This is a genomic window from Brevundimonas subvibrioides (assembly GCF_027271155.1).
Lineage (GTDB): Bacteria > Pseudomonadota > Alphaproteobacteria > Caulobacterales > Caulobacteraceae > Brevundimonas > Brevundimonas subvibrioides_D.
This window is the reverse complement of the sequence record NZ_CP114542.1, coordinates 1284315-1310377: the sequence shown is the minus strand read 5'-3', so window position 1 is coordinate 1310377 and position 26063 is coordinate 1284315. Positions and strand designations below refer to the sequence as shown.

Here is a 26063-nt window from a genome sequence, read left to right as displayed (position 1 = left end):
CTACAGCACCTCCCGCCGCGTCAGATGGGCGATCGCGGCGACCAGAACGACCAGGCCGACGCCGCCCCCCAGGGCCAGAGCCGTGTTCACGCGCCACGCCTCGGTGGCCAGCATGTTGATCGGCATCTGCCAGGGAAAGAAGACACCCTGCTTTGCCGACGTCGCCACGACGGAAAAGAACGTGCCCCCGATGCCGACCGCAAGGGCAGGGACGAAGCTGGAAAAGCGGATCGCGATCCAGAACTGGATGGCGATCATCAGGATCGCCGCCAGCAGGACCTTGCCGAGCATGATCGCCTGCGCGCCCGCATCGATCGGGCCGGTCGGCGTCAGAACGGGCTTGATGGCAGCCGCCAGGGCGACGGCGCCTCCCGTCAGCAGCAGGTTCAGCAGACTCATGGCCGCGACCACGCCGAGGACGCAGACCGCCTTGGCGGCATAGATCTTCCACCGCGCGACCGGCAGGCCGCGCAGGTGATCCCAGGCGCGTGGGCCGTGCTCCATATGGGCGACCAGCGCGGTCAGCGCCGTCACGCTCATCGGCAGCATGAAGAAGGCCCAGATGGCGCCAGAGACGCGGAAATAATTCTCCCAGGGCTGAGCCCCTTCGCCGCGCAACATGTTGAAGAACACGAAGATGGCGATCAGCGTCGGGGCCGCCAGCGCCAGCAACAGGGCCAGCGAGCGGTTCAGCTTGCGCAGTTCGACAGCGAGCACGGTCAGCATCACACGCTCTCCCGTTGGCGCGCCGGGGCGGACGCGGTGGCATTGCGATAGAGACCTTCCAGCGACGGGCTGCGGGCACCGATGGCGAACACCTGCACCCCCGCCTCGACCAGGTCGCGGTTCAGGGCGGCGGTTGCCGCATCGTGGTCATCGCCGGGCCGCAGCCGCGCAACCAGTCCGCTGGCGTCCTGTGTCAAGGTCAGGTCGTGGCGACGAAGGACCGGCCCTGCCCTGTCCGGATCGTCGACCCTCAGTCCGATCTCCGGAGCCAGATCGGACTTCAGCCTAGCCAGCTCCCCCTCCATCACCAGTCGGCCTTCATGGACGATGCCGATGTGGGTCGCCGTCTGTTCGATCTCGCCCAGGAGATGGCTGGACAGAAGCACGGTCGCCCCCGTCCGGTCGGGCAGAGCCTTCAGGAAACGCCGCATGTTGGCGATGCCGTCGGGGTCCAGCCCGTTCGTCGGCTCGTCCAGCACAAGGACCGGCGGGGCGCCCAGCATGGCCCGGGCCAGGCCCAGCCTCTGGCGCATGCCCAGCGAATAGTCTGCGACCCGCCGACGCGCCGTGTCGGCCAGCTCGACGATCTCCAGCACCCGGTCGATCTCGGCGGCCGGCAGGCCCAGCAGGCGACGGGTCAGGTCGAGGTTCTCGCGCCCCGTCAGGTTGGCATAGAAGCCGTGCGCTTGCAGCAGCGAGCCGACCTTCCGCGCCGCGCCGATCCGGTCCCGTCCAACATCCAGGCCGCAGACACGCGCGAACCCCGCGCTCGGCGTCAGCAGACCAAGCAGCATCTTGAGCGTGGTGGTCTTGCCCGCCCCGTTGGGTCCCAGAAAGCCATAGACGGCTTTCGCGGGCACCATCATCGACAGCCCGTCCACGGCCAGATGCCGGCCGAACCGGCGGGTCAGACCCTGTGTCTCGATCGCCGCCTGCATCGGCCACCCCCTCATCAGTCATTTAACTCTAACATAAACTTGCGAAGCATGCGTCTTTAAGTCAAGATTAAAAATAAAACTGGAAATCGCACTCATGCCCACCGACGACCTCGCCCAGTTTCGACGCCTGTGCGGCCAGTTTCGCTGGCTGGCGGTGTTCATGGTTTGCAGTGTTTCGGCCGTCCTGGCCCTGATGTATGTCGTCGCGCCGACCGTGGCGTGGTCGCGGGGGAAATTCCCCGCAGATGTCTGGCCGATCGACCTGGTGGAAAAGGCGATCTGGGCCACGCCCACCCTGTTCTACCTGTATGCCGTGTGGTCCATCGGATCGGCGATGGGTCAGGTGTCGAGGGGCCGCCTGATCCAGCCGACACTGGCCCGAGCGCTGCGCCATGTTGGCATCGCCCTCGGTCTGGGCGGCCTTCTCAGCGTCTTCGGCATCACCAATATCTCGCGTCTGATCGGAGCCAGTCAGGGCGGCTACGCCTATTTCGATGTGGCTGGCATGACCCTGGGGATGATCGGCGGGGCGCTGTTCCTGCTGGGCCGGGTGGTCGATCAGGCCGACCGTATCCAGGCCGAGCTGGACGAGATGATCTGATGCCGGTGCGCGTCACCCTGGACGGTATGATCGTCGCGCGTGGCCTCAAGGCCCGCGACCTGGCCGCAGAGATCGGGCTCAGCGAGACCCAGCTGTCGCTGTTCCGCTCCGGCAAGGTCAAGGGCATCCGGTTCTCGACCCTGGCGCGGATGTGCGCGGTGCTGGGCTGTCGGCCCGGCGACCTGCTGGACTACGACCATGATCCCGCCGACATGATCCGCGCCGACGACGAGGTGGTCTGAGGCGGAACCCGTCCGCCCTCCGCCCCTTCCGCTTCGTGCTGCAGGCACCCGGCACCGCCCCCTGCGCTCGGCTTGCCCTTGCGAGCGGCTTCCTCTAGGGATCGCGCCCGATTTCGCGCGCCCGTCACGGGACCGGCTGCGCCCCTCCAGACAGTGATCCCCAATGGCGAAAATCAACGGCAACACCATCAAGCCCGGCATGGTGCTCGAGCACAACAAGGGCCTGTGGGTCGTCACCAAGGCCAGCCACGTCAAGCCCGGCAAGGGCGGTGCGTTTGCCAACGTCGAGGCCAAGAACCTCGAGACCGGCAACAAGCTGAACGAACGCTTCCGCTCGGAAGACAAGGTCGAACGCGTCACCCTGGAGCAGAAGGAGTTCTCCTATCTGTACGAGCAGGGCGACGCCCTCGTGTTCATGGACGATGCCACCTATGAGCAGACCGAGCTGCAGAAGGACTGGGTCGGCGAGGACCGCGTGGCCTATCTGCAGGACGGCATGAAGGTCGTCATCGAGATGCACGAGGACCGGCCCATCGGCCTGACCCTGCCCGAACAGGTCACGCTGGAAGTCGTCGAGACCGAGCCCACCGTGAAGGGCCAGACGGCGTCGTCGTCCTACAAGCCCGCCAAAGCCAATAACGGCGTCCGCATCATGATCCCGCCCTACATGGGCGTGGGCGAGCGCATCGTTGTCGACACCACCACCGGCGAATACGTCCGCCGCGCGGAATAGAACTGCACCGGAGCCTCTCCCTCCCCCTCGGGGGAGGGTCGTCGGCGCATAGCGACGACGGGGTGGGGGCGGCTCGGTAACGCCGCACAAATCAGAGTCCGTATCGCCTGGCCCTTCCCACCCGGCTTCGCCTGCGACTCAGCCACCCTCCCCGGACGGGGAGGGAGATGTCGTGCTAGGATACCCCCCATGGCCCTCGCCTCCGCCCTCGTTTCCGTCATCATCGACGCGGTCCGCAAGACCGCCCGACCCATGCTGCGCGACTTCGGCGAGGTGGCGCAGTTGCAGGTGTCGCGGAAGGGCCCCGGCGACTTCGTCACAGCCGCCGACATCAAGGCCGAGGACACCCTCTACGAACTGCTGATGAAGGCCCGCCCCGGCTACGGCTTCCTCGGCGAGGAACGCGGAATGATCGAGGGAACCGACAAGTCCCACACCTGGGTGGTCGATCCGATCGACGGCACCACCAACTTCATGCACGCCATGCCCCATTTCGCCATCACGGTGGGGCTGCAACGCTATGCACCGGATGGATCGTCCGAGATCGTCGCCGGCGTCACCTACAACCCGATCATGAACGAGCTGTTCTGGGCCGAAAAGGGCAAGGGCTGCTATCTGAACGACACCCGCATCCGCGTCGCCGGGCGTCGCGACCTGTCGGAAAGCCTGATCGCCACCGGCCTGCCCTTCATCGGCAAGTCGGGCCATGCCCAGTCGATCAAGGACATCCACGCCATCGGCCAGCGCGTCGCCGGCATCCGTCGCCTGGGCTCCGCCGCCCTGGATTTCGCCTGGGTCGCCTGCGGTCGCTACGACGCCTACTATGAGCGCAACCTGAAGCCTTGGGATGTAGCGGCGGGCATTCTGTTCGTCACCGAGGCGGGCGGCATCGTCACCACCATCGATCCGGATGGCGACCCAAAGACCGGCGTGTCCATTCTGGCGTCGAACCCGGAACTGCATCCCCAGCTCGGCAAGGTCCTACGCGGCTGAGATCCCGATTATCGTCTGTTATCAGACGGCTTGTCGCACTAATGTAATAAAGTCGTCGCACGGTCTTTACAAATCTGCGAAGTGGCGCATTAATCGTCCTTGTCCTGACGTTTTTCAGGTTTGGGAGGATTTCACCAATGTCCCGTACCGCCTTGATCGCCTGCCTCATGCTCGCCTCGGCACCCGCGTTCGCCGGCGAAGTGCCCGGTGCCGCGCCGCGTGACCCGGGCGCAACGGCCCGCATCGCCGTGACCGTCTGCGAGCGCGACGCCCTGACCCAGGCCTCATTCCGCGACCAGCATGGCCCCAGCCCGCAGTACGTCACGGCCAACGACGTTCTGGCCGCCCGCGATGCCGGCGAGCGCTGGGCCCAGGCCCGCTGCATGACGGGTCGTCAGCACCGCGAACTGCGCGAGCGCCTCGCCCGGAACTGAGGCCGACGATCGATCGGGGCTGGGGACGGTCGCGGTTCGTCCGCCACCGTCACCAGACGGTCGTCAGTTTGGCTTAGGTCTAAAGCATGAGCTTGTTTGCTGCCCTGGCCGCCGGACTGACCTTGATCCAGGTGATCGCCCATCGTGGTGCCTCCGGCGAGCGGCCCGAACACACGCGCGCGGCCTATGAACTGGCGATCGACCAGGGCGCGGACGTCATAGAGCCCGACCTGGTCATGTCCCGTGACGGTGCCCTCGTCGTGCGGCATGAGAACGAGATCTCCGGCACCACCGACGTCGCCGACCATCCCGAGTTCGCCGCCCGACGCACGACGAGGACCATCGACGGCGTCGCCACGACCGGCTGGTTCACCGAGGACTTCACCCTGGCCGAACTCCGGACGCTGCGCGCCCGCGAGCGGCTGCCGGATCTTCGCCCCGGCAATACGGCTTTCGTGGACGAGCCCATCCTGACGTTCCAGCAGGTCATCGACATCGCCCGCGCCGGATCGGCACGCACCGGCCGGGTGATCGGCGTCGCGCCCGAACTGAAGCATCCGACCTATTTTGCCTCGCTTGGCCTGCCGATGGAGCCTCCCTTCATCGAGGCCCTGCGCACGAACGCCCTGATGGCGGCCGACAGTCCGGTCCTGATCCAGTGTTTCGAGGTCGAGACCCTGCGATCCCTGGACCAGAGCACCGATGCCCCCCTGCTTCAGCTGATGTCGAACGAGGGCGGCCCCGCAGACCAGCCTGGAATGACCTATGCCGCCATGGTCACGCCCGGCGGGCTGGCCGAGATCGCCACCTATGCCGATGCCATCGGGGTCGATACCGCCATGATCGTGCCCCGGGACGCCTCCGGCGTTACGACGACCCCGACGCCCCTGATCGAAGACGCCCATGCCGCCGGATTGAAGGTCGTCGCCTGGACCTTTCGTGCGGAAGACCCGTTTCTGCCGACAGACTATCGCGGCGATCTTCCGGCCTGGCTGCGCCGGTTCTACGGGCTGGGCATCGACGCCGTGTTCAGCGACTTCCCGGGCGTGGCGGTGAGGGCCAGAACCCACCCTCTCCCATAGGGAGAGGGATCACCCCTCCCGGAACTGCAGCTCCGCCAGGCGGGCATACAGCCCTCCCCTCGCCACCAGTTCGTGGTGGGTGCCGGTCTCGACGACCGCTCCGTCCTCCATCACCACGATCCGGTCGGCGCGCAGCACCGTGGCCAGGCGGTGGGCGATGACCAGGGTGGTCCGGGTTTCCATGGCCTGGTCGAGCGCGGCCTGGACCAGACGTTCGTTCTCGGCATCGAGCGCGCTGGTCGCCTCGTCCAGCAACAGGATCGGCGCGTCCCGGACCAGGGCGCGGGCGATGGCCAGACGCTGACGCTGGCCACCCGACAGGCTCTTACCGCGTTCTCCCAATGCGGTGCCGAACCCTTCGGGCAGGGCCTCGATGAAGCCCAGGGCCTGGGCCTCCTCGGCCGCCTGACGGACCTCCGCCTCGCTGGCAGCCTCGCGACCGAAACGGATGTTCTCCAGCGCCGAACCCGAGAACAGCGGGGCCTCCTGCGATACCCAGGCGAAGCGTCCGCGCACTTCTACGGGGTCGGCGGCACGAACATCCACGCCGTCCACGCTGACGGCCCCTTCCTGCGGATCGTAGAAGCGCAGCAACAGGCGGAACACGGTCGACTTTCCCGCGCCCGACGGACCGACCAGAGCCACCGTCTCGCCCGGCTGCACCGCCAGATCGAAGCCCTTCAGCGCCGGCAGATCCGGGCGGCCCGGATAGGCGAACCGCACGCCTGCCATGGCGACCCGGCCCTCGGCGGGTCTCGGAAGGGCCACGGGGTGGGCGGGCGGCGCGATCGAAGGGGTCGCCCGCATCAGCTCGTCGATCCGCTCCATGGCCCCCGACGCCTTCTGCACGTCGCCCCAGCTTTCGCCCAGCGCCCCGACCGCCGCCGCCGTGAAGACCGACAGCAGCACGAACTGCAGCAGGGCCCCCGGCGTCATCACGCCCCGGGCCACGTCCTGGGCACCCAGCCACAGCACGAAAGTCACCCCGCCGAACACCACCACGATGATGACCGCCGTCATCCAGGCCCGCGCCTTCATGCGAACCAGCGACACGCCGAACGCTTCCTCGACCACCGCCCCGAACCGGTCGATGGCACTCTGGACGCGTCCGAAAGCCTGGACCGTCTCGATGGCGTCGACGCTCTCGCCCGCGAAGCCGACGGCATTGGCGAACCGGTCCTGGGACCTGACGGTCAGCTTCCGCACCGACCGGCCGAAAATGAAGATCGGCGCGATCAGGATGGGCGCGGTCAGAAGCACCAGCCCGGTCAGCTTGGGGCTGACCACGAACAGCAGGGCCACTCCACCCAGCAGGGTCAGGAAGTTCCGCAGGGCGAACGACACCGACGTCGTCAGGAGCGTCTCCACCAGGGCGATGTCGGTCGTCAGCCGGCTGAGCACCTCTCCCGTCCGCATCTGCGCGAAGAAGGACGGATCGAGCGTCAGGATGCGGTCGAACAGGCCCTTGCGCAGATCGGCCACGACCCTCTCGCCCGTCTTGGTGACATAGAAATAACGGACGGCGGTGGCGACACCCAGAACGACCGCGTTCAGGCCCAGGATCAGGAACCAGCGATCAATGTCCTGGCCGCCGTTGTCGAACCCGTGGTCGATGGCCCCCCGCGCCGTCCCGGTCAGGGCCAGGGAGGCGGCCGTGGAGCCCAGCAGCCAGAACATGGCGAACAGGGCGTTCAGCCGGTGCCGCAACAGATAGGGCCACAGGCGCAGCAAGGGCTTGACGCTGCGACCCTTGGCACGGCGCTGCTTGGCCTCGCCGATCTGTTCGACCAGGATGGCACCGGCACCGGGACGCCCGGCCGCCTCCGCCTGTCCTGTCATGGAATCACGGTTCGGCGCGGCACTGTCTGTCATGGTGCGCGCCTCTTGCTCCCAAAGGCCCCCCGGTGTAAACGCCGCCGCTCATTCCCGCTGGACCTTCTGGCGGGTTTTCTTATCCAGCTAAAGCAGCGAGGCTCCGCGAGCCGAGCGTTAGCGCCAAAAAATGCACACGCACCGACGGTCGGCATCGTCATCGCGTACAGAGACTGGAACACGACCATGAAGGCCGATACGCACCCCGACTACCACTTCATCACCGTCACCCTGACCGATGGCACGACGTACCAAACGCGTTCGACCTACGGCAAGGAAGGCGACGTGCTGAACCTGGACATCGATCCGTCGACGCACCCGGCCTGGACCGGCGGCAATCAGCAGATGCTGGATCGCGGCGGCCGCGTTTCGCGCTTCAACAACAAGTTCGGCGGCTTCATCAAGAAGTAGTCGCAAACTGCGGCACGGACGACACGAAGAGCGCCGGTTTCTCGACCGGCGCTTTTTGTTTGGGCGGAACGTCGATAACATGCAGCGGTTCGATACCGGGGCGCGAACGCCGGGTTCAACGCGGCGTCGAACACAGAGCGACACGACCATGAATCGACGTGAATTGACCCTCGGCGTGGCCGCGGCGGCGCTGGCCGGCGGGGCCTCGGCCCAGACGGTCCCGGCACAGCTGGCCCAGGCCAATTCGATCAACAGCCCCTATTACACCGCCTACAGCGACCAGATCGGTCGCCTGCCCCAGGCCGTACAGGCGGACGTGCGGGCCTTCTACGAACTCAATGGCTGGCGCCCGGTGTGGAACACCGACCGTCTGCGCAGGCTGAACGAAGCGTCGAACCGGGCCGAGCGTCATGGTCTGGCCAAGTCGGACTTCTTCGATTTCGTGGGGCTGGCCGCTGATCCCGCCAGCGCCGACGTGCGGACTACGGGCGCGGCCATGGCCTATGCCGGCGTCCTGGCCCGGGGCCGGGTGCGTCCGGAATCGGTCGAAGACCTGTGGGAAATGCAGAAGAACGTCGTCGATCTGCCCGCCGGGCTGAACGACGCCATGGTCCAGAACAAGGTCGTCGAATGGTTCGACGGCCTGGCCCCGACCGACATCGGCTACAACAATCTGTCGGCCGGATACGTTCGCTATCGCCGCATCATCCGCAACGGCGGCTGGGCGCGGTTCCGTGCGGGAGCCGCGATCGAGCCGGGCAACAGCGACACCCGCGTGCCCATCATCATCCAGCGTCTGGTGGCAGAAGGCGACCTGTCGGAGGCCGACGGCACCCGCCTGACGGCCCAGGGCCTGGTCTATGGCCCTGAACTCCAGACGGCCGTCCGGGGCTTCCAGGCCCGGCACGGCCTGGCCCCCGACGGCCGGATCGGCGCGGGCACGCAGAGTTCTCTGGGGGCCTCGGCCGAAGACCGGGCCCGCCAGATCGCGCTCAACCTCGAACGTCGCCGCTGGCTGAAGCGCGAGCTCAATCCCGAACGGATCGAGGTCAACACCGCCGCCGCCATCATGGTCTACTGGAAGGACGGTCGCCCCGTTCACTCCAACCGCGTCGTGTGCGGCGCGCCCGCGACCCAGACGCCGAGCCTCGAAAAGCCGTTCGCCTCGGTCGTGGCCAATCCGCCCTGGTATGTGCCCGCCGGCATCGCGCGGCGCGAGATCCTGCCGCGCGGACCGGCCTATCTGGCCAGCCAGAACATGTATGTGCAGAACGGCCAGGTCATCCAGCGCGCCGGCCCGACCGCCGCCCTCGGCTATGTGAAGTTCGAGCTGCGCGACAGCTACGCCATCTTCCTGCACGACACGCCGTCCAAGGCGGCCTTCAACCTGTCGACCCGCCAGCGGTCGCACGGCTGTGTCCGGGTGCAGAATGCGGTGGAGTTCGCGCGGATCCTGCTCGCGCCCGATCCGACGCTGCTGGCCGAGTTCGACACGGCCCAGCAGACCCGCGAGACCCGGCGCATCCAGACCGGCCGCGAAATCACCGTGCGCCTGCTCTACTGGACCGCCTTCGTCGACGGTCAGGGCCGCGTGGCCTTCCGCGAGGACATCTATAGCCGCGACCAGAAGCTGGCCGAGGCCCTAGGCATCGCGGTCAGCCTGCCGACTGTCGTCGACGACGGCGCGCGCGTCGCCAACGACGTCGGGCCGTAGGATCTAGAGCCGGAACGCGGCTTCCAGCAGGCCCATCTGGCTCAGTACCGGATTGGTGTCGGGCTCGGCCGGAGCGTCCAGATACAGGCGACGATCCAGGTACAGCACCCGGTCGTGCAGCTTCTCGGTCCGCACCAGGTATTCGACCAGGGCGATCGGGATTTCCGGATGGGTCGGCTCCGTCTCGACCTTGCGCTCGGTCAGGCGATAGCGGGCGTCGCAGGCGGCCTCGGGCGCCATGTCGCCCTCGCGTACGGCCCGCTGCACCAGGAGCCAGGACGCGATCTGCATCAGCCGGGTGGTCAGCTTCATGCTCTCGCCCGCATAGGCCAGGGCCGAGGCGCGCGACAGCAGCCTGGATTCGCGCCGTCCATCGCCGTCCAGATAGGCGGCGGTCTCCTCGACCAGGTCCATGCCTTCCTGAAAGGTCCGCTCGAACAGTTCGGAGCGCGCGAAATCGCGCACCTCGCCTGCCCGCGACCGCACCGCCGACTGTTCCTCGTCGCTCGCCATCAACTCAACCATACTCATGAAAACGATCGACGTCCGCTGTTTCGTCGGGCCGTATCGGCACCGCAGCCGTTTCGCCTGCAACGGCCATGCCACGGATCGGGTCGCGGCGGAATGACATCAGGACTCGAAGTTGAACAGGGCGTCCGCCGCCGATTTCTTGGCATTCTTTCCGGCGATCGCGGCCCTGGCGCGGTCGATCTCGCCGGTCAGGGCCGCGATCCGCTCGTTCAGTTCCTCGACGGAATACAGGTCCAGGTCCTCTCGACCCAGCGCCGTCAGCATCGCCCCGCGCTGCGGCCGGGGATCGAGATCTTCGAAACTCACCGTCGCCTCCTTGGCCATCGTCGGAAAACGCCCCATTTGAGCGCCCGGACACGGACGATTGCAAGACAGGGAACGCCGCATGCGGGTGATCGAGATCAAGGGCGGCTCCGGGCCAGCCGACGCGCTGCAGATCGCCGAGCGCCCGGACCCGCAGGCGGGGCCCGGTGAAATCCGCATCCGCGTCGCCGCCGCCGGGGTGAACCGGCCGGACCTGCTGCAACGGATCGGGGCCTATCCGCCTCCACCGGGGGCCTCGGACATCATGGGACTGGAGGTCGCCGGCACGGTCGATCAGGTCGGCGATGGCGTATCCCGCTGGACGACCGGCGACCGGGTCTGCGCGCTTCTGGGCGGCGGCGGCTATGCCGAATACGCCGTCGTCGACGCCCGCCATGCCCTGCCCGTCCCCGATGACATCGATTTCGTCCAGGCCGCCGCCCTGCCCGAGACCCTGTTCACGGTCTTCACGAACGTCTTCGAGGGCGGGCACCTCGCGGCCGGAGAAACCCTGCTGGTCCACGGTGCCACCTCGGGCATCGGTGTCATGGCGATCCAGATGGCCAAGGCCGCTGGGGCCCGCGTCATCGCAACCTCCCGCGGGGCCGCCAAGGCCAGGGCCGCGCTCGATCTGGGGGCGGATGTCAGTCTTGATGCCACCTCAGGCGATCTGGCGCAGGGAATCGCTGATGCTGGCGGGGCCGACGTCATCCTCGACATGGTCGGCGCAGACTATGCCGGGCTGAACCTGGACGCGCTCAGGCCCTTCGGCCGCTGGGTCGTGATCGCGACGCTGACCGGCGGCCTGTCCCGGATCGAGCTGGGCAAGGTCATGATGAAACAGGCGACCCTGACGGGTTCGACCCTCCGCCGCCGCCCGGCGAACGAAAAGGCACGCCTCGCCGCCGCCATCGAGGCCCGCGCCTGGCCCTGGGTCGCATCCGGCCAGGTGCGCCCGCCGATCGACGCCACCTTTCCGCTGGACCAGGCCGGTCTCGCCCACCTCCGGCTGGAAGCGGGCGAGCACGTCGGCAAGATCGTCCTGACGGTCTAGTAGCGACCGCCGCCGCGCAAGGGCCGCATCGAGGAAATCCGGTCGTTCAGGCCGGTGTTGTTCAGGTTGCGCACATTGCCCTCGATGACCTGGCAATAGCCGCGGAAGCCGGAGTCCGAACACACCTCCCACGGGCCGTTCAACTGGATCGAGCTGATCTGGTCGTTGAAGTCTGTGTTGGACAGATTGTACTGCTCGCCCCGGAACGTCTGGAACGCGCCGCGATAGTCGCGATCGGCGAAGACGGTGATGCTGTTGCGGCCGCCGCTGCTGCCGCCGCCGTTCCAGCCGCCCCCGCCGTTGTTGCCGCCGCCGCCCCAGCCGCCGCCGTTGTTGCCGCCACCGCCCCAACCGCCGCCGTTGTTGCCGCCGCCATTGTTACCGCCGCCGTTCCAGCCACCGCCACCGGCGTTGTTTTCAAAACGACCCCGAAGGTCACCGCACGCCAGCAGACCGTCCATGTTGGCGATGTCGCTGGACGAACAGGGCGCCAGTTCGATCGAGCTCGACCGCGCCCGGCTCCGCGTGTCCAGGCAGTCGGCATAGAGCCGCCCCTGGTTCACATAGGCCCCGGAACAGGTCTGGGCATAGCTGCCGCGCGGTGCGCCCCGCGACTGGGCCTCGGCCGCGTCCGGCACCGCCACGACACCGGCCGTGGCCAGAACGGCACTGGCGGCGATGAGAGCGATCGTCTTCATGGTTTTCCTCCTCCGGGGAAGATGCCTTGCGCATCCGATGTCCCATTGTTTTACAGTCTGGATGAACCGTAGCTGTATGCCGCTGCAGGACGTCGTTTTCTTTTCGCGCGAAACGGACTATATCGCCAGCATCAAGCGCCCGGTCGAAAGGCCGGGCGCCGTCGTATCCGGAGCCCGGGATCGCCGGGCCCTCGCACACTTTCGGGACCACCGCCCATGACCGACATCCTGATGCCCAAGGCGACCGCCGTCTGGCTGGTCGACAACACCTCTCTGACGTTCGAGCAGATCGCCGCCTTCTGCGGCCTGCACCCGCTGGAGGTGCGCGGCATCGCCGACGGCGACGTGGCCCGCGACATCCGGGGCGTCGATCCGATCACGGGCGGTCAGCTGACCCGCGAGGAACTGGACAAGGCCCAGGCCGACGAAACGTATCGGATGACCGCGATCGTCAGCCGCCACGCCGAACTGCTGAAGACCAACAAGCCCGCGCCGAAATACACGCCGGTCTCGCGTCGTCAGGACCGGCCGGACGCCATCAGCTGGTTCGTCAAGAACCACCCCGAGGTGACCGACGCCCAGATCGCCAAACTGCTGGGCACCACCAAGTCGACGATCGACAGCGTGCGCAACCGCACCCACTGGAACAGCCCCAACATCAAGCCGGTCGATCCGGTGACCCTGGGCCTCGTCGGTCAGCTGGTGCTGGACGACCTGATCTCCAAGGCGGCCGAAAAGAAGAACCGCGACGACGCCAAAAAGGGCGGACCGGCCCTGGAGCCGATCGCTCCGGAACCCGTCGAGCCGGAATTCGTACCCGAGGAGCGCGAGCGGCGCACCGCCGAACCCACAGCCGCGTCCGTGTTCGGCAACCGCGACCAGGACTACCGGGCGTAGGCCGCGCTGCGCGGCCGGTACCAGCTGGGGGATGCGGGGGGCGCGCAGTTCCGCTGCATCCCCAGTCCCTTCAGATAGGCCCGGCGCGACCGCCCGGCCTGGATCGCCGACTGGACGTGCCGGCTGTGCTGTTCGGCCCCCGACAGCTGCCGGATCCAGTTCCGCCCGGGAATGAAGTCGGTCACGCTGTTGCGGATGGCGTCCAGCGCCGCGCGCGCGGCCGCGTCCTGGGCGCGCTCGCTCATCAGGGTCCCGTCCTCGTGCGGCGGCTCGTCGGTGTCGGGACCCAGCGCATCGTTCAGCCGGATGACCTCGGCCGCGATCGTGGTGCACTGGTTCAGGTTGCGGATGTCGTAGGGGTTGCTTTCCGCCTGCAGCAGGACGGTGGGGATGAACTCCCGCCTCAGGTTGAAGTCGTTCAGCGGGGCCGTGACCGCCGCACCGACGCCATCGCGCACCTGGGTCGCCGCCGAACATCCCGCAAGAGCCACGGCCACCAGGACCGACACCACGCCGAGCTTCACCAAGACCGCACTCCGACCACCATGCCCCAACGCTTCCACCGTCATGTCCCGGAAGGCAAGACCGTACCGAAGTCACGATCGACCGCGTCAGGCGCGATCGCACGTCGGCATGCGGATGGTACGTCCTCTCGGGCTCGAACCGAGGACCCTCTGATTAAAAGTCAGATGCTCTAACCAACTGAGCTAAGGACGCGCATCGCGGCTGAACGGCGTCGCCGTTTCGCGGTTGCGCCTTCTGGTGCATCGCAGCAGCCGGGTCAAGGCCGGGCACCGCTTTCGCGGATTCAGGCCGCGTTCTGCCCGGGGGCGTCTTCCTCGACGGAGGCGCAGGCCTCGGCCAGGGTTTCGGCCAGCAGGACCGGATCGATCGGCTTGGTCAGGAAGGCATGGACGCCCGTCGCGTCCCAGGCCGCGCGGTGCACGTCCATGGCGTTGGCCGTCAGCGCGATCAGCGGCGTGCGGCGGTTCAGGCCGGACAACCGGATCCGGGCCGAGGCATCGAGCCCGTCCATCACCGGCATCTGCATGTCCATCAGGATGGCGTCGAACTTCTGGCCGGACGCAGCCTCGACCGCCTCCGCGCCGTTCTCCACCAGAACGAGGCGGCAGCCGTGCGGCTCCAGCAGCAGGGTCAGGATCCGGCGGTTCACCGCGTGGTCGTCCGCTGCCAGGATGATCTTGCCGGTCAGGGATCCGCTGGACGCGGCCCGGCGCTTCGGCGTCGATCTGGCGGCCTCGGCCACCTCGACGGGCAGGATCAGGGTGAAGGTCGAACCCTCGTTCTCGACGCTTTCGGCGGTCAGCTGGCCGCCCATGATCTCGGCCAGGCGACGGCTGATCGCCAGTCCCAGACCGGTGCCGCCGTATTTGCGGGTCGTGCCCGCATCGACCTGTTCGAAACTGTTGAAGATGTTCGCCAGCCGATCGGCGGGAATGCCGCATCCCGTGTCCGTGACCGACACGACCAGCCGACCCGGCCCGGCCTGCCAGTCGACCGAAAGGGTGATGGTGCCATTCCCGGTGAACTTCACGGCATTGGACAACAGGTTGAAGAGAATCTGCTGCAGCCGCAGGGGGTCGGTGCGGATGCGGATCGGTGCCGCGTCCGAAATCGACACCTTCAGCCGCACGCTGTTGGCGCTGGCCCTGGGTTCCCACAGTCGGATCAGCGAGCCGATCTTTTCGCGCAGATCGATATCGGCCGCCTCCAGCTGCATCCGCCCGGCTTCGATCTTGGAAAAGTCCAGGACGTCGTTGAGCAGACCGACAAGCACATCACCCGCATCCAGCAGCATGGAGACATGTTCCCGCTGCTCGCGGTCCAGGCGCGTCCGGCGCAGAAGATTGGCGGCCGAGATCACGGCATTCATCGGTGTGCGGATCTCGTGGCTGATGACGGCCAGAAAGTCCGACTTGGCCGCGCTGGCGACCTCGGCCTTTCTGCGTTCGGCCCGTGCCTCGTCATTGGCGGCCTGCATGGCGCGGGTGGTCATGGAGCTCTGGCGCACGGCGACGATCAGATGGGTCATGTACAGGACGCCACCGATGGCGATCAGCACATCCTGGGGCTGGCGCCCGGCGATGGCTCCCATGATCGGCAGGCCCAGGAAATAGAGACTGTGGGGGATGACCGCCGACAGCAGTAGCGCGCGCATATGGTGCATATGCAGGCTGACGTGCAGCAGCCCTCCCGCCACCTGGATCATGGCGAACAGCCGTCCCGCCTCGCCGCCGGTCATCCACAGATAGGCGGCGATGCCCGAAAAGATGACGACGTTCAGGCTGGTGGTGGCACACATCGCCACGCGATAGGCAGGCGATGGCGCGATCTCCGGATTGCGCCGGATGGGTCGGCATACCAGCCAGTCGATGAACTGACCCACCAGAACCGCCCCGAACCAGGCGGCCGGCCAGAGTGATTTCGACAGGAAACAGGCTGTCCCGGCGATGAACAGGGCAAGGGCGATCCGCGTCTTCAGCTCACGAAAGCGAACCTGCGCGATCATGGAATAGCCGTTGGTGGTCATTGCACACCCCTCTTCACCGAACACCATAAGCTGAAAGAGACGAAGGATTGGTTTCCGTCAGGCTGAACTGGCGTGACCCCGGCGCGGTGTCGCGTTATGGAACGGCCCAGCGCACGGGGCGTTTTGACGCCGATCCGGGGGAGATGCAGATGAAGTCATTGATGTTTGTTGTGGCGATCGGGGTGGCCGCCCTGACCCTGTCGGCCTGTGACCAGCCCTTTCAGGAGCAGACCGAAACGGCACCGCCGCCCATCGAGGCGCCGGTTGCGCCGTCGGCGACCGACCAGACCGCACCCGTCGCCGACACGACCGCGCCGACGACGGCACCATCGACGACCACCCTGCCCGCCGACGAACGGTCTTCGGAACAGTCGGTTCAGCCGGAAAGCGAAACCCTTTTCTATTGAGCCTTTGCCGCAACCTCGTCGCGATTGGGTCTCACAAGCCGCGCCCGTCGACCGCGAGGGTCGGCGATGAAGGATCGAGATTGAGGTTGCGTCGTCACCGCTCCGTATTGTGCCTGTCGGCCGTCCTCGTGACGGCCTGCGGCTGGCTGGGCGGTGTCGATGACGCCCGTGCCGACCCCCGCGCACAGGTCCGGGGCGATCTGCCCGCCGATCTCCGAACCCGTCTGGTCCAGGCCATCGGCGAGGTCGACGCCGCGCCGGGAAACCGGTTCGAGGCCCGACGCCGCGCCCGCGGGGCGATGGAGTCCGCCGAGGCCCTGCTGCGGTCCGAGGGCTACTACCAGTCGATCCTCGAGGACATCGTCGAGGGCGAGGACACTCCCGTGGCCATCGTCAGCGTGCGCCCCGGGCCCCGTTTCGTCCTGGCCCCCGCGACGATCCAGTGGGTCGCACCGGAGCCGGAGCCCGAGGTCATCCAGACGGCCCAGGCCGACATCGGCCTGACCCCCGGCGATCCCGGTCGGGCGGCCGAGGTCGTCGCCGCCGAGGGTCGAATCATCGCCAGCCTGACGCGCGAAGGCTATCCTGACGCCGCCACCCAGCCGCGCCGCGTGGTGGTCGATCATGCCGCCATGACGGTGCAACCGACCTTCAACATCACCTCCGGTGCCCTGGTGCGTCTGGACGGCGTCCGCGTGGAGACCCGCGGTCCGACCCGTCCCGAATGGGTCGCCAATCTGGCCCCCTGGACCGCGGGCCAGCGCTACGATCCCGAACTGGTCGGCGAGCTGGAGCGCCGCCTGCTGGAGACCGGCGTCTATGACGGCGTAGCCGTCGCCCTGACCGGCCCGGACCAGACCACGCCCGACGGCAACCGCCCGATCGTGGTGACCCTGACCGATCGCCCGCGCAAGATTCTGGAGGCTGGTGCCACCTTCTCTACCGCAGACGGGTCGGGCGTCGAAGGACTGTGGACCTGGTACAACCGCTTCGGTCGAGCCGACACCCTGCGGTTTCAGGCGCGCATCGCCAATATCGACAGCCGGATCGGGGCCGACCTGTCCCTGCCCCACTGGCGCGCGCCGGGCCAGACCCTGGCCCTGTCCGCCGCCGTCGTGAACGAGGACACCGACGCCTATATCCGCACGGCCGGGGTCCTGTCCGCCGACCTGCGCCAGCGCATGGGCAAGACGTCCTGGTACAGCTACGGCATCGGCCTGGACTTCGGCCGCTACTATGAAAACCGGTTCGATCCGGTCACCCAGTTGCCAGTCAGCCTCGATCGCGACCTGGCCATCTTCACCGGCCGCGCCAGCGCCTACATCGACCACTCGAACGATCCGCTGAACCCCACGAACGGGTGGCGGCTGACCGTCAACATCCAGCCGACCGCGGTGGCGGGCGAAGACACCGTCCTGTTTTTGCGCAACGAGGCCCAGGTCACCGGCTATCGGCCGCTGGACCCGCGCAACCGGACGGTCCTGGCAGGCCGCGTGAGACTGGGCTCCATCCTCGGCGGCAGCGAGCTCAGCGCGCCGTCCGATCGCCTGTTCTACTCGGGCGGCGGCGGTTCGGTGCGCGGCTACGAATACCAGGGCGTCGGCCCGCGTCTGCCCGACAACACCCCGCGCGGCGGCATCTCCCTGTTCGAGGTTTCCGCCGAGGTCCGCCGCGATCTGGGCAGGAATTTCGGCGCGGTGGCCTTCATCGACGCGGGATCCATCGGTTTCGGCGAAACCCCGGACTTCTCGAACCTGCGTTATTCGGTCGGTGTCGGCGGCCGCTACAATCTGTCCTTCGGCCCGATCCGCGCCGACATCGCCATCCCCTTGGACAAGCGTGAAGGCGACGCCAGCTTCCAGGTCTATGTCAGCATCGGTCAGGCGTTTTGACCGATCCGGACCTCGAAACGCCCCAGATCGAGACGCCGGCGAAGGCCGAGAAGCGTCGTCGCACGCGCCTTCAGGCCTTCGGCTTCATCGCCGGTTTCCTGCTGGCCGGTCTGGCGGCCCTGGCCCTGATCCTGGCGGTCGGCGGACGGATGTATCTGGTCTCGGGGCCCGGCCGCGATCTGGTCACCAGCTTCGTCGCCGGCAAGAAGATCAGCCGCTATGGCCGCATCAATGTGGAGGGGCTGACGGGCGACCTGTTCGACGACTTCACCCTGGCGCGCGTCACCGTCACCGACAAGGACGGCGTCTGGCTGGAAGCGAGCGGTGTCCGCGTGGACTGGGATTTCTGGCCGCTCGTCACGCGCCGCTTCCATGCGACCGACATCAGCGCCCGGTCCATCCGCCTGCTGCGCCGCCCGACGCTCGATCCACCCGACGGCAAGCCGCCGCAGCCCAGCCCGATCGGCGTCGACATCGACCGGTTCTCGGCCGACGTCGAACTGCTGGAAGGCTTCTCGAAGGAATATGGCAAGTGGCGTCTGAGCGGCGACGCCCTGATCCCGCGGTCCGGAAACAAGTCGGCGTCGCTGAACGCCTATAGCCAGAACCGGCCCGGCGACTATCTGCGCGTCACCACCACCTTCGGCGGCAAGGTCGAGGACCTGCGCCTGAACCTTCGCGCCAATGAGGCCCAGGGCGGCCCCCTGGCCGGGTCGCTGGGCTATTCGCCGGACCAGCCCTTCTCCGCCGTCGCCCTGGTGAACGGAGAGATCGTCAATGCGACGGTCCGCACGGGCGCGTTCGTCCCCCTGACGGTACGCGGCCGCTATGGCGTCACGGGATCGCGGATCTCCGGCTATTTCGACTTCGGTGGCTCGGATCTGCTGGAGCCCTTCGTGCAGCGGATCGGGCGGACGGCCCGGTTCGGCTTCGCCTCCGTGCCGACGGCGGACGACAGGAACGTCCAGGGTCTGGCCTGGCGGCTGATCGCCGACAATCTGACCTCCAGCGCGCGCGGGATCATCGACCTGAAGAACCAGACGGCCGACGACGGCGTCGCGGTGTCCATCTCCACGGGATCCGTGTCCCGGCTGGCGGGCACCACCATCGGCGGGGCGGCGACCTATTCGGCGACGTTCAAGGGCGATGCGAAAGTGTGGAAGCTGGACGGCGATGTCCGCCTGTCGAACGCCGACATCGCCAGCTATGCGGCTGGTCAGGTGTCCGGCCCGCTCGATATCGCCGCCGACAACGGCCGCTTCACCCTGGGCGGCGACCTGTCGGTGACGGGCGGTCGCAGCGCCGGCATCGTCGGGGCCCTGCTCGGGTCCCAACCGCGCTTCAGGTTCGCCGCCGCCCGCGCGAAGGACGGCGCGATCCTGCTGGAAGACATCGACGCACGCGGTCAGGCCCTGACGCTGACCGGCTCGGGCGGTCGCAACCTGCTGGGCGGTCTGGGCTTCCGGGGTAGGGCCGAGATCACCGACGTCGGCCGCCTTCGCCCCGGCGCGCGCGGCACATTCGGTGGACCGATCCAGGCGTCCTCCGCCCGATCGGGCGCACCCTGGCGTGTGACCTTCGACGGTCGTGCGGCGCGTCTGGCCACGGGCATGGCCGAGCTGGATCGCCTGCTGGGCGCCGCGCCTCGCCTGCAACTGGCCGGTGGCCTGAATGGTGGCCGGATCGAGGTCGAGCAGGGCCTGCTGACCGGGGCGGCGGGCCAGGCCAGCGCAAAGGGCCTGATCGAGTCCGCCGGTCGCCTGCGCCTGGCGCTGGACTGGAATGCCCGCGGGCCCTTCGGCGTGGGGCCGTTAGCCATCGATGGTGCCATGACCGGCAACGGGGCCCTGACCGGCACCCTCGCCCGGCCCCGCGCCGACCTGACCGCGAACTTCGCCAGCGTCGCCGCCGGGTCCCTGACCCTGACGGACGCCAGGCTGATCCTCAGCTTCCGCAAGGGCGCGGACGCCTCGGATGGCCGGATCGTGCTCACCGCCGGATCGAACTACGGCCCGGCCACCGCCTCGGGCAACTTTTTCCTCGGCGGCAATGCGCTCCGCCTGACCGACGTCGATCTGAATGCGGGCGGCATCACGGCCCAGGGCGCCCTGGCCCTGAACAACAATACACCGTCCAGCGCCGATCTGACCTTCACAGCGCGGCCGGGGGCCTTCCTGACGTCCGGCACGGCGGACGGCCGCATCCGCCTGACCGACGGACCGGGCAGCGAGAGCGCCATTCTGGACGTGACCGGCCGCGACCTCGGTTTCTCCGGATCGCCCTATGTGATCCGCCGCATCAGTCTGGACGGACGCGGCACGCTCGACCGCCTGCCCTTCCGCGTCGTCGCCGACGTCGGCGGTCCGACCCCGGTCTCGTTCGACGGCACCGGTGTGTATTCGCGCCAGGCCGCGGCCCAGAGCCTGACCCTGTCCGGCGACGGTCGCGTGCGCGAGGTGGCCTTCGCCACGCGCAGCCCGGCGGTGATCGCCCTGGCCGGCGACGGTCGGGTGGTCCGCGTCGACATGACGGTCGGTGGCGGCATCCTGCTGGGCGAGATGCGCCAGGACGCCGAGGCGGCCGTGATCCAGGCCGATCTGACCAGCGTCGAACTGGGCTCCATCGCGCCCGATCTCGGCGGCCGCGTCACGGGCCGGGTCTCCCTGCGCGGTTCGGGCGACGACCTGTCGGGGTCCGCCAATGTCACCCTGGCCCAGCTGCGCAGCGTCGATGCCCCGCGCGGCCTGTCGGTCGACGGCACGGTCAACGCGACCCTGGTCAACAACACGCTGCGCATCCAGGCCAATGCGGCCGGAACCGACGCCGTGCGCGCCACCGCCGATGTCACCCTACCGGTCGAGGCCTCGGCCGCGCCCCTACGCCTCGCCATCAACAAGACCCGGCCCATGTCCGGGGAGGTGGTGCTCAACGGCCAGATCCAGCCGATCTGGGATGTCTTCTTCGGCGGCGAGCGCACCCTGGCCGGTCAGGTCGACGGTCGCGCCATCCTGAACGGCACGATGAACGCCCCCCTGATCACCGGCCGTTTGAACCTGGCCCAGGGACGGTTCCGCGACAACGGCACGGGCCTGGTGCTGAACGACGTCACCCTGGCCAGCCGGTTCGACGACACGACGGCGCTGATCCAGACCTTCACCGCCACGGACGGCTCGGCCGGGACTGTCTCGGGCGAAGGCCGCATCGGCCTGCGCCAGGGCTCCGGTTCCAGTTTCCAGCTGGCCCTGACCCGCTTCCGGATCATCGACAATGACATCGCCCAGGGTCGCGCGACCGGCCCCCTGACCGTCACGCGCGGGGCCGACGGCAACATCCAGCTGGCGGGCCAGATGGCGATCGACGAGGCCCGGATCGAGGCCAATCCCCCGGTTCCCAGCGGCGTCACCGCCATGGACGTCGTCGAGATCAACCGGCCGGGAGACGACCCGGCCGGGAGCGATGAAGTCACGATCCATCGCGGGCCCCAGATCGGTCTGGACATTCGCCTGCGTTCGACCGGCAATGCCGTGCGCGTGGTCGGACGCGGCCTGAACGTCTATCTCAGCGTCAATGCGCGGGTGCGCGGCACGGTCGCCCGGCCGGCCCTCAGCGGCACGGCGCGGATCGTGCGCGGCGACTATGATTTCGCGGGCAAGCGGTTCGTGTTCGACGACCGCGGCACCGTCGCCCTGTCCACCGATCCGGCGCGGATCCGGCTGAATCTTGCGGCCGTGCGCGAGGACCCGACCCTTGCCGCCACCATCCGCGTGACCGGCACCGCTGCCCTGCCCGTGATCGTCCTGACATCGACGCCCCAGCTGCCCCAGGACGAGATCCTGTCCCAGGTCCTGTTCGGCCGCTCGGCCTCGCAGCTGTCGCCGTTCGAGGCAGCGCAGCTTGCGGCCGGGGTGGCGTCCCTGGCGGGCGGCGGCGGGTTCGACGTGATCGGCAATCTGCGCGAACTGGCCGGCCTGGACCGGCTGTCATTCAGTGGCGAGGCCTCGGCCCTGACGGTCTCGGGCGGTCGCTACATCACCGACGACGTCTATCTGGAGATCATCGGCGGGGGGGAAGGCGGCGCCGCCGTCAACGTCGAATGGCAGGTGCGCCGGAACGTGGCCATCAGCTCCAAATTCGGCGGTCAGGGAGACGCCACCCTGTCGATCCGGTGGCGTCGTCAGTCGCGTGTGCCGGGGGCGGCCGCCGGTGATGACGACCGCCGCCCGAATCGTTGAATTCTCTCGTTCCGTGACCGGGGTTCTCTTGATTTGAAGCCTTCAGTATGTTGGTTACCGGACGTCTGAACGGGGGGCACCATGCGGATTGCGAAGGCCTGGCCAGCGGTTGGCCTGCTGGTGGTTTGCGGTTGTTCTCCGCCGGCTGAAGTCCCCGCAGACCCTGCGGCCCTTGACGCGGATGCTGCGGCGACTGCGGACACCGCCGTGGCTCCGCCCGCGCCGCCTCCGATCGACATCCAGCTGAAATCCCTGCTCGGAGTCTGGAGCGTGACCGTGAAGAACACGGGCACCGTGCCCCTGCAGCTGAATCAGGTGATCGCGAATAACCTGGCCGGCGACCCGGACTGCGACGTCAAGGTATTCACCTCGCTCGCGGCAAACGCATCGCAGGTGGTGGATTTCCCGCGCTGCGGCGTCGTGCGCAGCGTAGACGTCAAGACAGGGATCGGCGACAAGAGCCTGAAGCTGCAGGATTCCGATTTCCTCACGGCGCGGCTCAGCAGTGATGGCTACGGTCCCGCGATTGAGCTGACCAATCAGACCGGAGCCGTGGTGCGGGTCGATCAGGTTATCGCCAATGGCCAGGCGGGCGACACCAATTGCGACATCAAGGTGTTCAGCGACATCGCAAACACCGACTATCTGCTCGTGCCAATCCCCTCGTGCGGGCAGATTCGCAACGCGGTGGTCAAGGTTGGCGACAACACCTATTCGTTCGATTTCGAATAGGCGTCGGACGCCAACCTCAACGGCCGAAGCGCCTCAGCGTGCGCTTTCCATCTGCAGCCGGTCCAGCCGGCCGATGCCGCGAAGGCCCGCGATCAGCAGGATCAGCTGGACCACCAGAATCGCGATGGACAGGGCGACCTGCCAGATCGGCGTCGCGGGGATATTGGGCATGGCGCTGGCCATCAGCGGCGCCGCGGCCGCCGACACGATCCCGAAGATCACCAGTACAAGGAACAGGATCGCCAGCACTTTGCCCGGATTGCGCCACTGCACGATGCCCAGGACCAGTTGCAGCAACGACAGCCCGCCCGCCATCCACAGGCCGACCTGAATCGCCGCAGACGCCGCCCCGGAGGCGCCCGCATTGGCGGCCTCGGCCGATGCGACCGCCGCCTGGATCTCGCCCGGATTGGTCAGGGTCCATGCCACGCTGACGACGCCGACCACGGCGCCGATGAACATGGCCACCGCGCTGGAACGCGCTGCACCCTCGGCTTCGGCCTCGGTGGTGATCGGGCTGGTGGGGTTGAAGGCCTTGATCCAGTCGGTCATCGAAATTCTCCCAAAATGACAAGCAGGCTTTACACACAATCCGGAGGTATCGCAAGCCTTCACCTTTCGGATCGACCCGGCTAAGGTCTGGCCATGCGGATTCTCCCACAGGATCATGCCGCCCTCGACCTGGTCGGGCGGGGCGCGGCGGTCCTGATCGATCGTGCGGTCGCCTGGTCGAACGTCAATTCCGGCAGTGACAATCCCGACGGCCTGAACGACATGTTGGCCCTGCTGGAGGCCGAGGCCGGCCGCCTGCCCGCCGAGGTCGCCCGCATCCCCACCCAGGGCTTTTCCACCGTGGCCGACGACGGCACCGTTAGCCCCCAGGCCCGCGCAGACGCCCTGAAAATCACCGCCCGCCCCGATGCGCCGATCCAGGTCGTCCTGACCGGCCACTATGACACCGTCTATCCGGCCGACAGCGCCTTCCAGACGGTCGTAAACCGTCCCGACGGTGCCCTGAACGGCCCGGGCATCGCAGACATGAAGGGCGGCATCTCGGTCATGCTCGGGGCCCTGGCCGCCTTCGAAACCCACCCCGCCCGCGACGGCGTGGGCTGGACCGTCCTGCTGTCCCCGGACGAGGAGATCGGCTCGCCCGCCTCTGCCCCCCTTCTGGCCGAACTGGGCGCGCGCGGTCATGTCGGCATGACCTACGAACCCGCCCTGGCCGACGGCACCCTGGCGGGGGCGAGGAAGGGCAGCGGCAACTTCCACCTGATCGTGTCGGGAAAGGCCGCCCACGCCGGTCGCGCCTTCCACGAAGGTGCCAACGCCGTCGCCGGGGCCGCCATCGTCGCCGCATCGCTTCACGCGCTGAACGGCCGGCGTGAAGGCGTGACGGTCAATGTCGCGCGCATCTCGGGCGGCGGGGCGCTGAACGTCGTGGCCGACAATGCGGTCGTCCGCTTCAACGTCCGCGTCCCGGACGCCCGGGCCGCCGCCTGGATCACCGACGCCATCGCCGAAATCGTCGCGTCGCCCCCGTTCGACGGCCTGACCCTGGACCTGCACGGCGGCATGACCCGCGCGCCCAAGCCGATGGATGCGTCCCAGACCGCCCTGTTCGAGGCAGTGCGCGAAACCGGTGCTCTGCTGGGCCAGACCATCGCCTGGTCGCCCTCGGGCGGCGTCTGCGAGGGCAACAACCTGCACGCGGCGGGCCTGCCCAATATCGACACTCTAGGCGTCCGGGGCGGCCTGATCCACTCGCCCGAGGAGTTCGCCTGGCCCGACAGCTTCGTCGAGCGCGCCCGGCTGTCGACCCTGATGCTGTGCAAGATCGCGTCCGGCGAGATCGACGCGCTGAAACTGAAGTCGCTGCGTCTCAATCCTCCCCCATCGGGGGAGGGGGACCGCGAAGCGGTGGAGGGGGCCAACCCCGGACACGGCTCTTCGCGGCAAGCCCCTTCCGTCGCTGCGCGCCACCTCCCCCAACGGGGGAGGATCCCGTAATGCTCGTCGTCCGCCCCGCCGGTCCCGCCGACCTGGATCACCTGCTCGAATTGGCCATCCTGTCCGGGCCGGGCTTCACCAGCCTGCCTGAAGATCCGGACCAGCTCGCCGAGCGGCTGGATCTCAGCCGCGACAGCTTCGAAGGCACGCTGCCGCCGCAAGAGCGCTGGTACACATTGATGATGGAGGAGACCGACACCGGCGACGTGGACGGCATCGCCTCGGTCAAGGCGGCGGTGGGGCTGAACCGGCCCTTCTTCTCGTTCCGGCTGGTGAACAACGCCTCGTCCTCGCCCTCGCTGGACATCAGGCTGGAGCACCAGACGCTGCAGCTGGTCAACGAATGCACCGGCTGGAGCGAGGTCGGCTCGCTGTTCCTGAAGGCCGACCGGCGCAAGGGCGGCGCGGGGCGGCTGCTGTCACAGTCCCGCTACATGCTGATCGGTGCCGAGCCCGACCTGTTCGCCGAGACGGTCCTCGCAGAGCTGCGCGGCGTCTTCACCCCCGACGGGGCCTGCCCCTTCTGGGACCACGTCGCGCACAAATTCTTTCCCATGCCGTTCGACCAGGCGGACATGATGACGGGCTCGACCGACAAGCAGTTCATCCTCGACCTCGCCCCGCGCCACCCGATCTATGTCGAGTTGCTGCCCGAGCCCGCCCGCGCCGTGATCGGCAAGGTGCACCCCCAGGGGGTGGCGGCCATGGCCTTGCTGGAGAGCGAAGGCTTCCGCCCCAACGGCCTGATCGACATCTTCGATGCCGGCCCCACCGTCAGCTGCCCCCGCGACCACATCCGCACCGTCCGCGACGCCCGCCGCCTGACGGCCTCCGTGGTCGACGACGTCGAGGCCGAGCTGCCGTCGCTGGTATCGACCGACAGCGTCGGCGACTTCCGCGCGGTGCGAGGCCGGGCCGCGATCGACGGCGACACCGTGCGCCTGCCCGCCGAGGTGGCAGAGGCCCTGAAAGTGCGCACGGGCGACACCGTGCGCGTGAAATCCTGAGGC

Annotated in this window: 25 protein-coding genes and 1 tRNA gene; 16 read left to right on the top strand and 10 right to left on the bottom strand. The window is 68.0% G+C overall.

Annotation, left to right across the window (positions count from 1 at the left end; genetic code table 11):
- Positions 1 to 726: an ABC transporter permease gene (locus O3139_RS06540; RefSeq protein WP_269516196.1), complete on the bottom strand. Its 726-nt coding sequence runs from the start codon at positions 724 to 726 to the stop codon at positions 1 to 3.
- Entirely contained in the window at positions 726 to 1664 is a 939-nt protein-coding gene (locus O3139_RS06535; RefSeq protein WP_269516429.1) for an ABC transporter ATP-binding protein, read from the bottom strand. Before O3139_RS06535 ends, O3139_RS06540 begins: the two co-directional genes overlap by 1 nt.
- A 94-nt stretch (positions 1665 to 1758) precedes the next feature.
- On the opposite strand from O3139_RS06535, the gene O3139_RS06530 reads away from it, so the two are divergent.
- The 6 genes from O3139_RS06530 to O3139_RS06505 all read left to right on the top strand — a co-directional run bounded on the left by O3139_RS06530 (position 1759) and on the right by O3139_RS06505 (position 5749).
- On the top strand, positions 1759 to 2265 hold the full coding sequence (locus tag O3139_RS06530) for a DUF2975 domain-containing protein (protein ID WP_269516195.1): 507 nt from the start codon (positions 1759 to 1761) through the stop codon (positions 2263 to 2265).
- Positions 2265 to 2507 carry a helix-turn-helix domain-containing protein gene (locus tag O3139_RS06525; protein ID WP_269516194.1) on the top strand — a complete coding sequence of 81 codons (243 nt, stop codon included), beginning with the start codon at positions 2265 to 2267 and terminating at the stop codon, positions 2505 to 2507. Before O3139_RS06530 ends, O3139_RS06525 begins: the two co-directional genes overlap by 1 nt.
- Before the next feature lie 163 nt (positions 2508 to 2670).
- Positions 2671 to 3240, top strand: a complete 570-nt coding sequence (efp, locus tag O3139_RS06520) for an elongation factor P (RefSeq protein WP_013268837.1) — start codon at positions 2671 to 2673, stop codon at positions 3238 to 3240.
- A gap of 189 nt (positions 3241 to 3429) precedes the next feature.
- Positions 3430 to 4233 (top strand): inositol monophosphatase family protein, encoded by an 804-nt coding sequence (locus O3139_RS06515; RefSeq protein WP_269516192.1) that lies wholly within the window; start codon positions 3430 to 3432, stop codon positions 4231 to 4233.
- A 137-nt stretch (positions 4234 to 4370) separates the two neighbouring features.
- On the top strand, positions 4371 to 4667 hold the full coding sequence (locus O3139_RS06510) for a hypothetical protein (protein WP_269516190.1): 297 nt from the start codon (positions 4371 to 4373) through the stop codon (positions 4665 to 4667).
- An 86-nt stretch (positions 4668 to 4753) separates the two neighbouring features.
- Positions 4754 to 5749 (top strand): glycerophosphodiester phosphodiesterase, encoded by a 996-nt coding sequence (locus O3139_RS06505; protein WP_269516189.1) that lies wholly within the window; start codon positions 4754 to 4756, stop codon positions 5747 to 5749.
- A 9-nt stretch (positions 5750 to 5758) separates the two neighbouring features.
- Here O3139_RS06505 and O3139_RS06500 read toward each other — a convergent pair whose 3' ends face one another.
- Entirely contained in the window at positions 5759 to 7621 is a 1863-nt protein-coding gene (locus O3139_RS06500) for an ABC transporter transmembrane domain-containing protein (protein WP_269516188.1), read from the bottom strand.
- Positions 7622 to 7807: 186 nt separating this feature from the next.
- Here O3139_RS06500 and rpmE point away from each other — a divergent pair, with 186 nt between their 5' ends.
- Entirely contained in the window at positions 7808 to 8032 is a 225-nt protein-coding gene (rpmE, locus tag O3139_RS06495) for a 50S ribosomal protein L31 (protein WP_269516187.1), read from the top strand.
- 148 nt (positions 8033 to 8180) lie between these two features.
- On the top strand, positions 8181 to 9746 hold the full coding sequence (locus tag O3139_RS06490) for a L,D-transpeptidase family protein (RefSeq protein WP_269516185.1): 1566 nt from the start codon (positions 8181 to 8183) through the stop codon (positions 9744 to 9746).
- 3 nt (positions 9747 to 9749) lie between these two features.
- Here the strand turns inward: O3139_RS06490 and O3139_RS06485 are convergent, their stop codons facing one another.
- The gene (locus O3139_RS06485; RefSeq protein ID WP_420022341.1) at positions 9750 to 10277 is read right to left on the bottom strand and encodes a DUF1465 family protein; all 528 of its coding nucleotides are present in this window, start codon (positions 10275 to 10277) and stop codon (positions 9750 to 9752) included.
- 99 nt (positions 10278 to 10376) lie between these two features.
- The gene (locus tag O3139_RS06480; RefSeq protein ID WP_420022340.1) at positions 10377 to 10583 is read right to left on the bottom strand and encodes a DUF1192 domain-containing protein; all 207 of its coding nucleotides are present in this window, start codon (positions 10581 to 10583) and stop codon (positions 10377 to 10379) included.
- A gap of 79 nt (positions 10584 to 10662) precedes the next feature.
- Between O3139_RS06480 and O3139_RS06475 the strand changes: the two genes are divergently transcribed.
- Complete coding sequence (locus tag O3139_RS06475; RefSeq protein WP_269516426.1) at positions 10663 to 11634, top strand: NAD(P)H-quinone oxidoreductase; 972 nt, start codon at positions 10663 to 10665, stop codon at positions 11632 to 11634.
- On the opposite strand, the gene O3139_RS06470 is transcribed toward O3139_RS06475, so the two are convergent.
- Positions 11631 to 12332 (bottom strand): beta/gamma crystallin-related protein, encoded by a 702-nt coding sequence (locus tag O3139_RS06470; protein WP_269516183.1) that lies wholly within the window; start codon positions 12330 to 12332, stop codon positions 11631 to 11633. The two genes, O3139_RS06475 and O3139_RS06470, sit on opposite strands and share 4 nt — an antisense overlap.
- 216 nt (positions 12333 to 12548) lie before the next feature.
- On the opposite strand from O3139_RS06470, the gene O3139_RS06465 reads away from it, so the two are divergent.
- Positions 12549 to 13229, top strand: a complete 681-nt coding sequence (locus O3139_RS06465) for a DUF1013 domain-containing protein (protein WP_269516182.1) — start codon at positions 12549 to 12551, stop codon at positions 13227 to 13229.
- Here O3139_RS06465 and O3139_RS06460 read toward each other — a convergent pair.
- The 3 genes from O3139_RS06460 to O3139_RS06450 all read right to left on the bottom strand — a co-directional run bounded on the left by O3139_RS06460 (position 13217) and on the right by O3139_RS06450 (position 15780).
- A complete protein-coding gene (locus O3139_RS06460; protein WP_269516425.1) occupies positions 13217 to 13753 on the bottom strand; it encodes a hypothetical protein in 537 nt (178 codons plus the stop codon). The two genes, O3139_RS06465 and O3139_RS06460, sit on opposite strands and share 13 nt — an antisense overlap.
- A gap of 116 nt (positions 13754 to 13869) precedes the next feature.
- Positions 13870 to 13946: transfer RNA gene (locus O3139_RS06455), tRNA-Lys, on the bottom strand.
- Positions 13947 to 14037: 91 nt separating this feature from the next.
- Positions 14038 to 15780: an ATP-binding protein gene (locus O3139_RS06450; protein ID WP_269516180.1), complete on the bottom strand. Its 1743-nt coding sequence runs from the start codon at positions 15778 to 15780 to the stop codon at positions 14038 to 14040.
- Between the two features lie 149 nt (positions 15781 to 15929).
- Here O3139_RS06450 and O3139_RS06445 point away from each other — a divergent pair, with 149 nt between their 5' ends.
- The 4 genes from O3139_RS06445 (at position 15930) to O3139_RS06430 (ending at position 23043) form a co-directional block, all read left to right on the top strand.
- Complete coding sequence (locus O3139_RS06445) at positions 15930 to 16187, top strand: hypothetical protein (RefSeq protein WP_269516179.1); 258 nt, start codon at positions 15930 to 15932, stop codon at positions 16185 to 16187.
- 80 nt (positions 16188 to 16267) lie between these two features.
- The gene (locus O3139_RS06440; RefSeq protein ID WP_269516178.1) at positions 16268 to 18079 is read left to right on the top strand and encodes an autotransporter assembly complex protein TamA; all 1812 of its coding nucleotides are present in this window, start codon (positions 16268 to 16270) and stop codon (positions 18077 to 18079) included.
- Entirely contained in the window at positions 18076 to 22311 is a 4236-nt protein-coding gene (locus O3139_RS06435) for a translocation/assembly module TamB domain-containing protein (RefSeq protein ID WP_269516177.1), read from the top strand. The genes O3139_RS06440 and O3139_RS06435 overlap by 4 nt, the downstream gene beginning before the upstream one ends.
- Positions 22312 to 22392: 81 nt before the next feature.
- A complete protein-coding gene (locus O3139_RS06430; protein ID WP_269516176.1) occupies positions 22393 to 23043 on the top strand; it encodes a hypothetical protein in 651 nt (216 codons plus the stop codon).
- A 33-nt stretch (positions 23044 to 23076) separates the two neighbouring features.
- Here O3139_RS06430 and O3139_RS06425 read toward each other — a convergent pair whose 3' ends face one another.
- On the bottom strand, positions 23077 to 23595 hold the full coding sequence (locus tag O3139_RS06425; protein WP_269516175.1) for a hypothetical protein: 519 nt from the start codon (positions 23593 to 23595) through the stop codon (positions 23077 to 23079).
- A 93-nt stretch (positions 23596 to 23688) separates the two neighbouring features.
- Here O3139_RS06425 and O3139_RS06420 point away from each other — a divergent pair, with 93 nt between their 5' ends.
- Positions 23689 to 25053: a hydrolase gene (locus O3139_RS06420; protein WP_269516174.1), complete on the top strand. Its 1365-nt coding sequence runs from the start codon at positions 23689 to 23691 to the stop codon at positions 25051 to 25053.
- On the top strand, positions 25053 to 26060 hold the full coding sequence (locus tag O3139_RS06415; RefSeq protein WP_269516173.1) for an arginine N-succinyltransferase: 1008 nt from the start codon (positions 25053 to 25055) through the stop codon (positions 26058 to 26060). Before O3139_RS06420 ends, O3139_RS06415 begins: the two co-directional genes overlap by 1 nt.
- The last annotated feature ends 3 nt before the right edge of the window (positions 26061 to 26063 follow it).

Bases quoted from the DNA above. Each gene is read 5' to 3' on its own strand.
- O3139_RS06420 (WP_269516174.1), top strand. From the start codon at position 23,689: ATGCGGATTCTCCCACAGGATCATGCCGCCCTCGACCTGGTCGGGCGG.
- O3139_RS06490 (WP_269516185.1), top strand. From the start codon at position 8,181: ATGAATCGACGTGAATTGACCCTCGGCGTGGCCGCGGCGGCGCTGGCC.
- O3139_RS06515 (WP_269516192.1), top strand. From the start codon at position 3,430: ATGGCCCTCGCCTCCGCCCTCGTTTCCGTCATCATCGACGCGGTCCGC.
- O3139_RS06470 (WP_269516183.1), bottom strand. From the start codon at position 12,332: ATGAAGACGATCGCTCTCATCGCCGCCAGTGCCGTTCTGGCCACGGCC.
- O3139_RS06485 (WP_420022341.1), bottom strand. From the start codon at position 10,277: ATGAGTATGGTTGAGTTGATGGCGAGCGACGAGGAACAGTCGGCGGTG.
- O3139_RS06540 (WP_269516196.1), bottom strand. From the start codon at position 726: ATGCTGACCGTGCTCGCTGTCGAACTGCGCAAGCTGAACCGCTCGCTG.
- O3139_RS06525 (WP_269516194.1), top strand. From the start codon at position 2,265: ATGCCGGTGCGCGTCACCCTGGACGGTATGATCGTCGCGCGTGGCCTC.
- O3139_RS06445 (WP_269516179.1), top strand. From the start codon at position 15,930: ATGAAGTCATTGATGTTTGTTGTGGCGATCGGGGTGGCCGCCCTGACC.
- O3139_RS06510 (WP_269516190.1), top strand. From the start codon at position 4,371: ATGTCCCGTACCGCCTTGATCGCCTGCCTCATGCTCGCCTCGGCACCC.
- O3139_RS06425 (WP_269516175.1), bottom strand. From the start codon at position 23,595: ATGACCGACTGGATCAAGGCCTTCAACCCCACCAGCCCGATCACCACC.
- rpmE (WP_269516187.1), top strand. From the start codon at position 7,808: ATGAAGGCCGATACGCACCCCGACTACCACTTCATCACCGTCACCCTG.
- O3139_RS06465 (WP_269516182.1), top strand. From the start codon at position 12,549: ATGACCGACATCCTGATGCCCAAGGCGACCGCCGTCTGGCTGGTCGAC.
- O3139_RS06535 (WP_269516429.1), bottom strand. From the start codon at position 1,664: ATGCAGGCGGCGATCGAGACACAGGGTCTGACCCGCCGGTTCGGCCGG.
- O3139_RS06415 (WP_269516173.1), top strand. From the start codon at position 25,053: ATGCTCGTCGTCCGCCCCGCCGGTCCCGCCGACCTGGATCACCTGCTC.
- O3139_RS06505 (WP_269516189.1), top strand. From the start codon at position 4,754: ATGAGCTTGTTTGCTGCCCTGGCCGCCGGACTGACCTTGATCCAGGTG.
- O3139_RS06430 (WP_269516176.1), top strand. From the start codon at position 22,393: ATGCGGATTGCGAAGGCCTGGCCAGCGGTTGGCCTGCTGGTGGTTTGC.
- efp (WP_013268837.1), top strand. From the start codon at position 2,671: ATGGCGAAAATCAACGGCAACACCATCAAGCCCGGCATGGTGCTCGAG.
- O3139_RS06475 (WP_269516426.1), top strand. From the start codon at position 10,663: ATGCGGGTGATCGAGATCAAGGGCGGCTCCGGGCCAGCCGACGCGCTG.
- O3139_RS06500 (WP_269516188.1), bottom strand. From the start codon at position 7,621: ATGACAGACAGTGCCGCGCCGAACCGTGATTCCATGACAGGACAGGCG.
- O3139_RS06530 (WP_269516195.1), top strand. From the start codon at position 1,759: ATGCCCACCGACGACCTCGCCCAGTTTCGACGCCTGTGCGGCCAGTTT.
- O3139_RS06450 (WP_269516180.1), bottom strand. From the start codon at position 15,780: ATGACCACCAACGGCTATTCCATGATCGCGCAGGTTCGCTTTCGTGAG.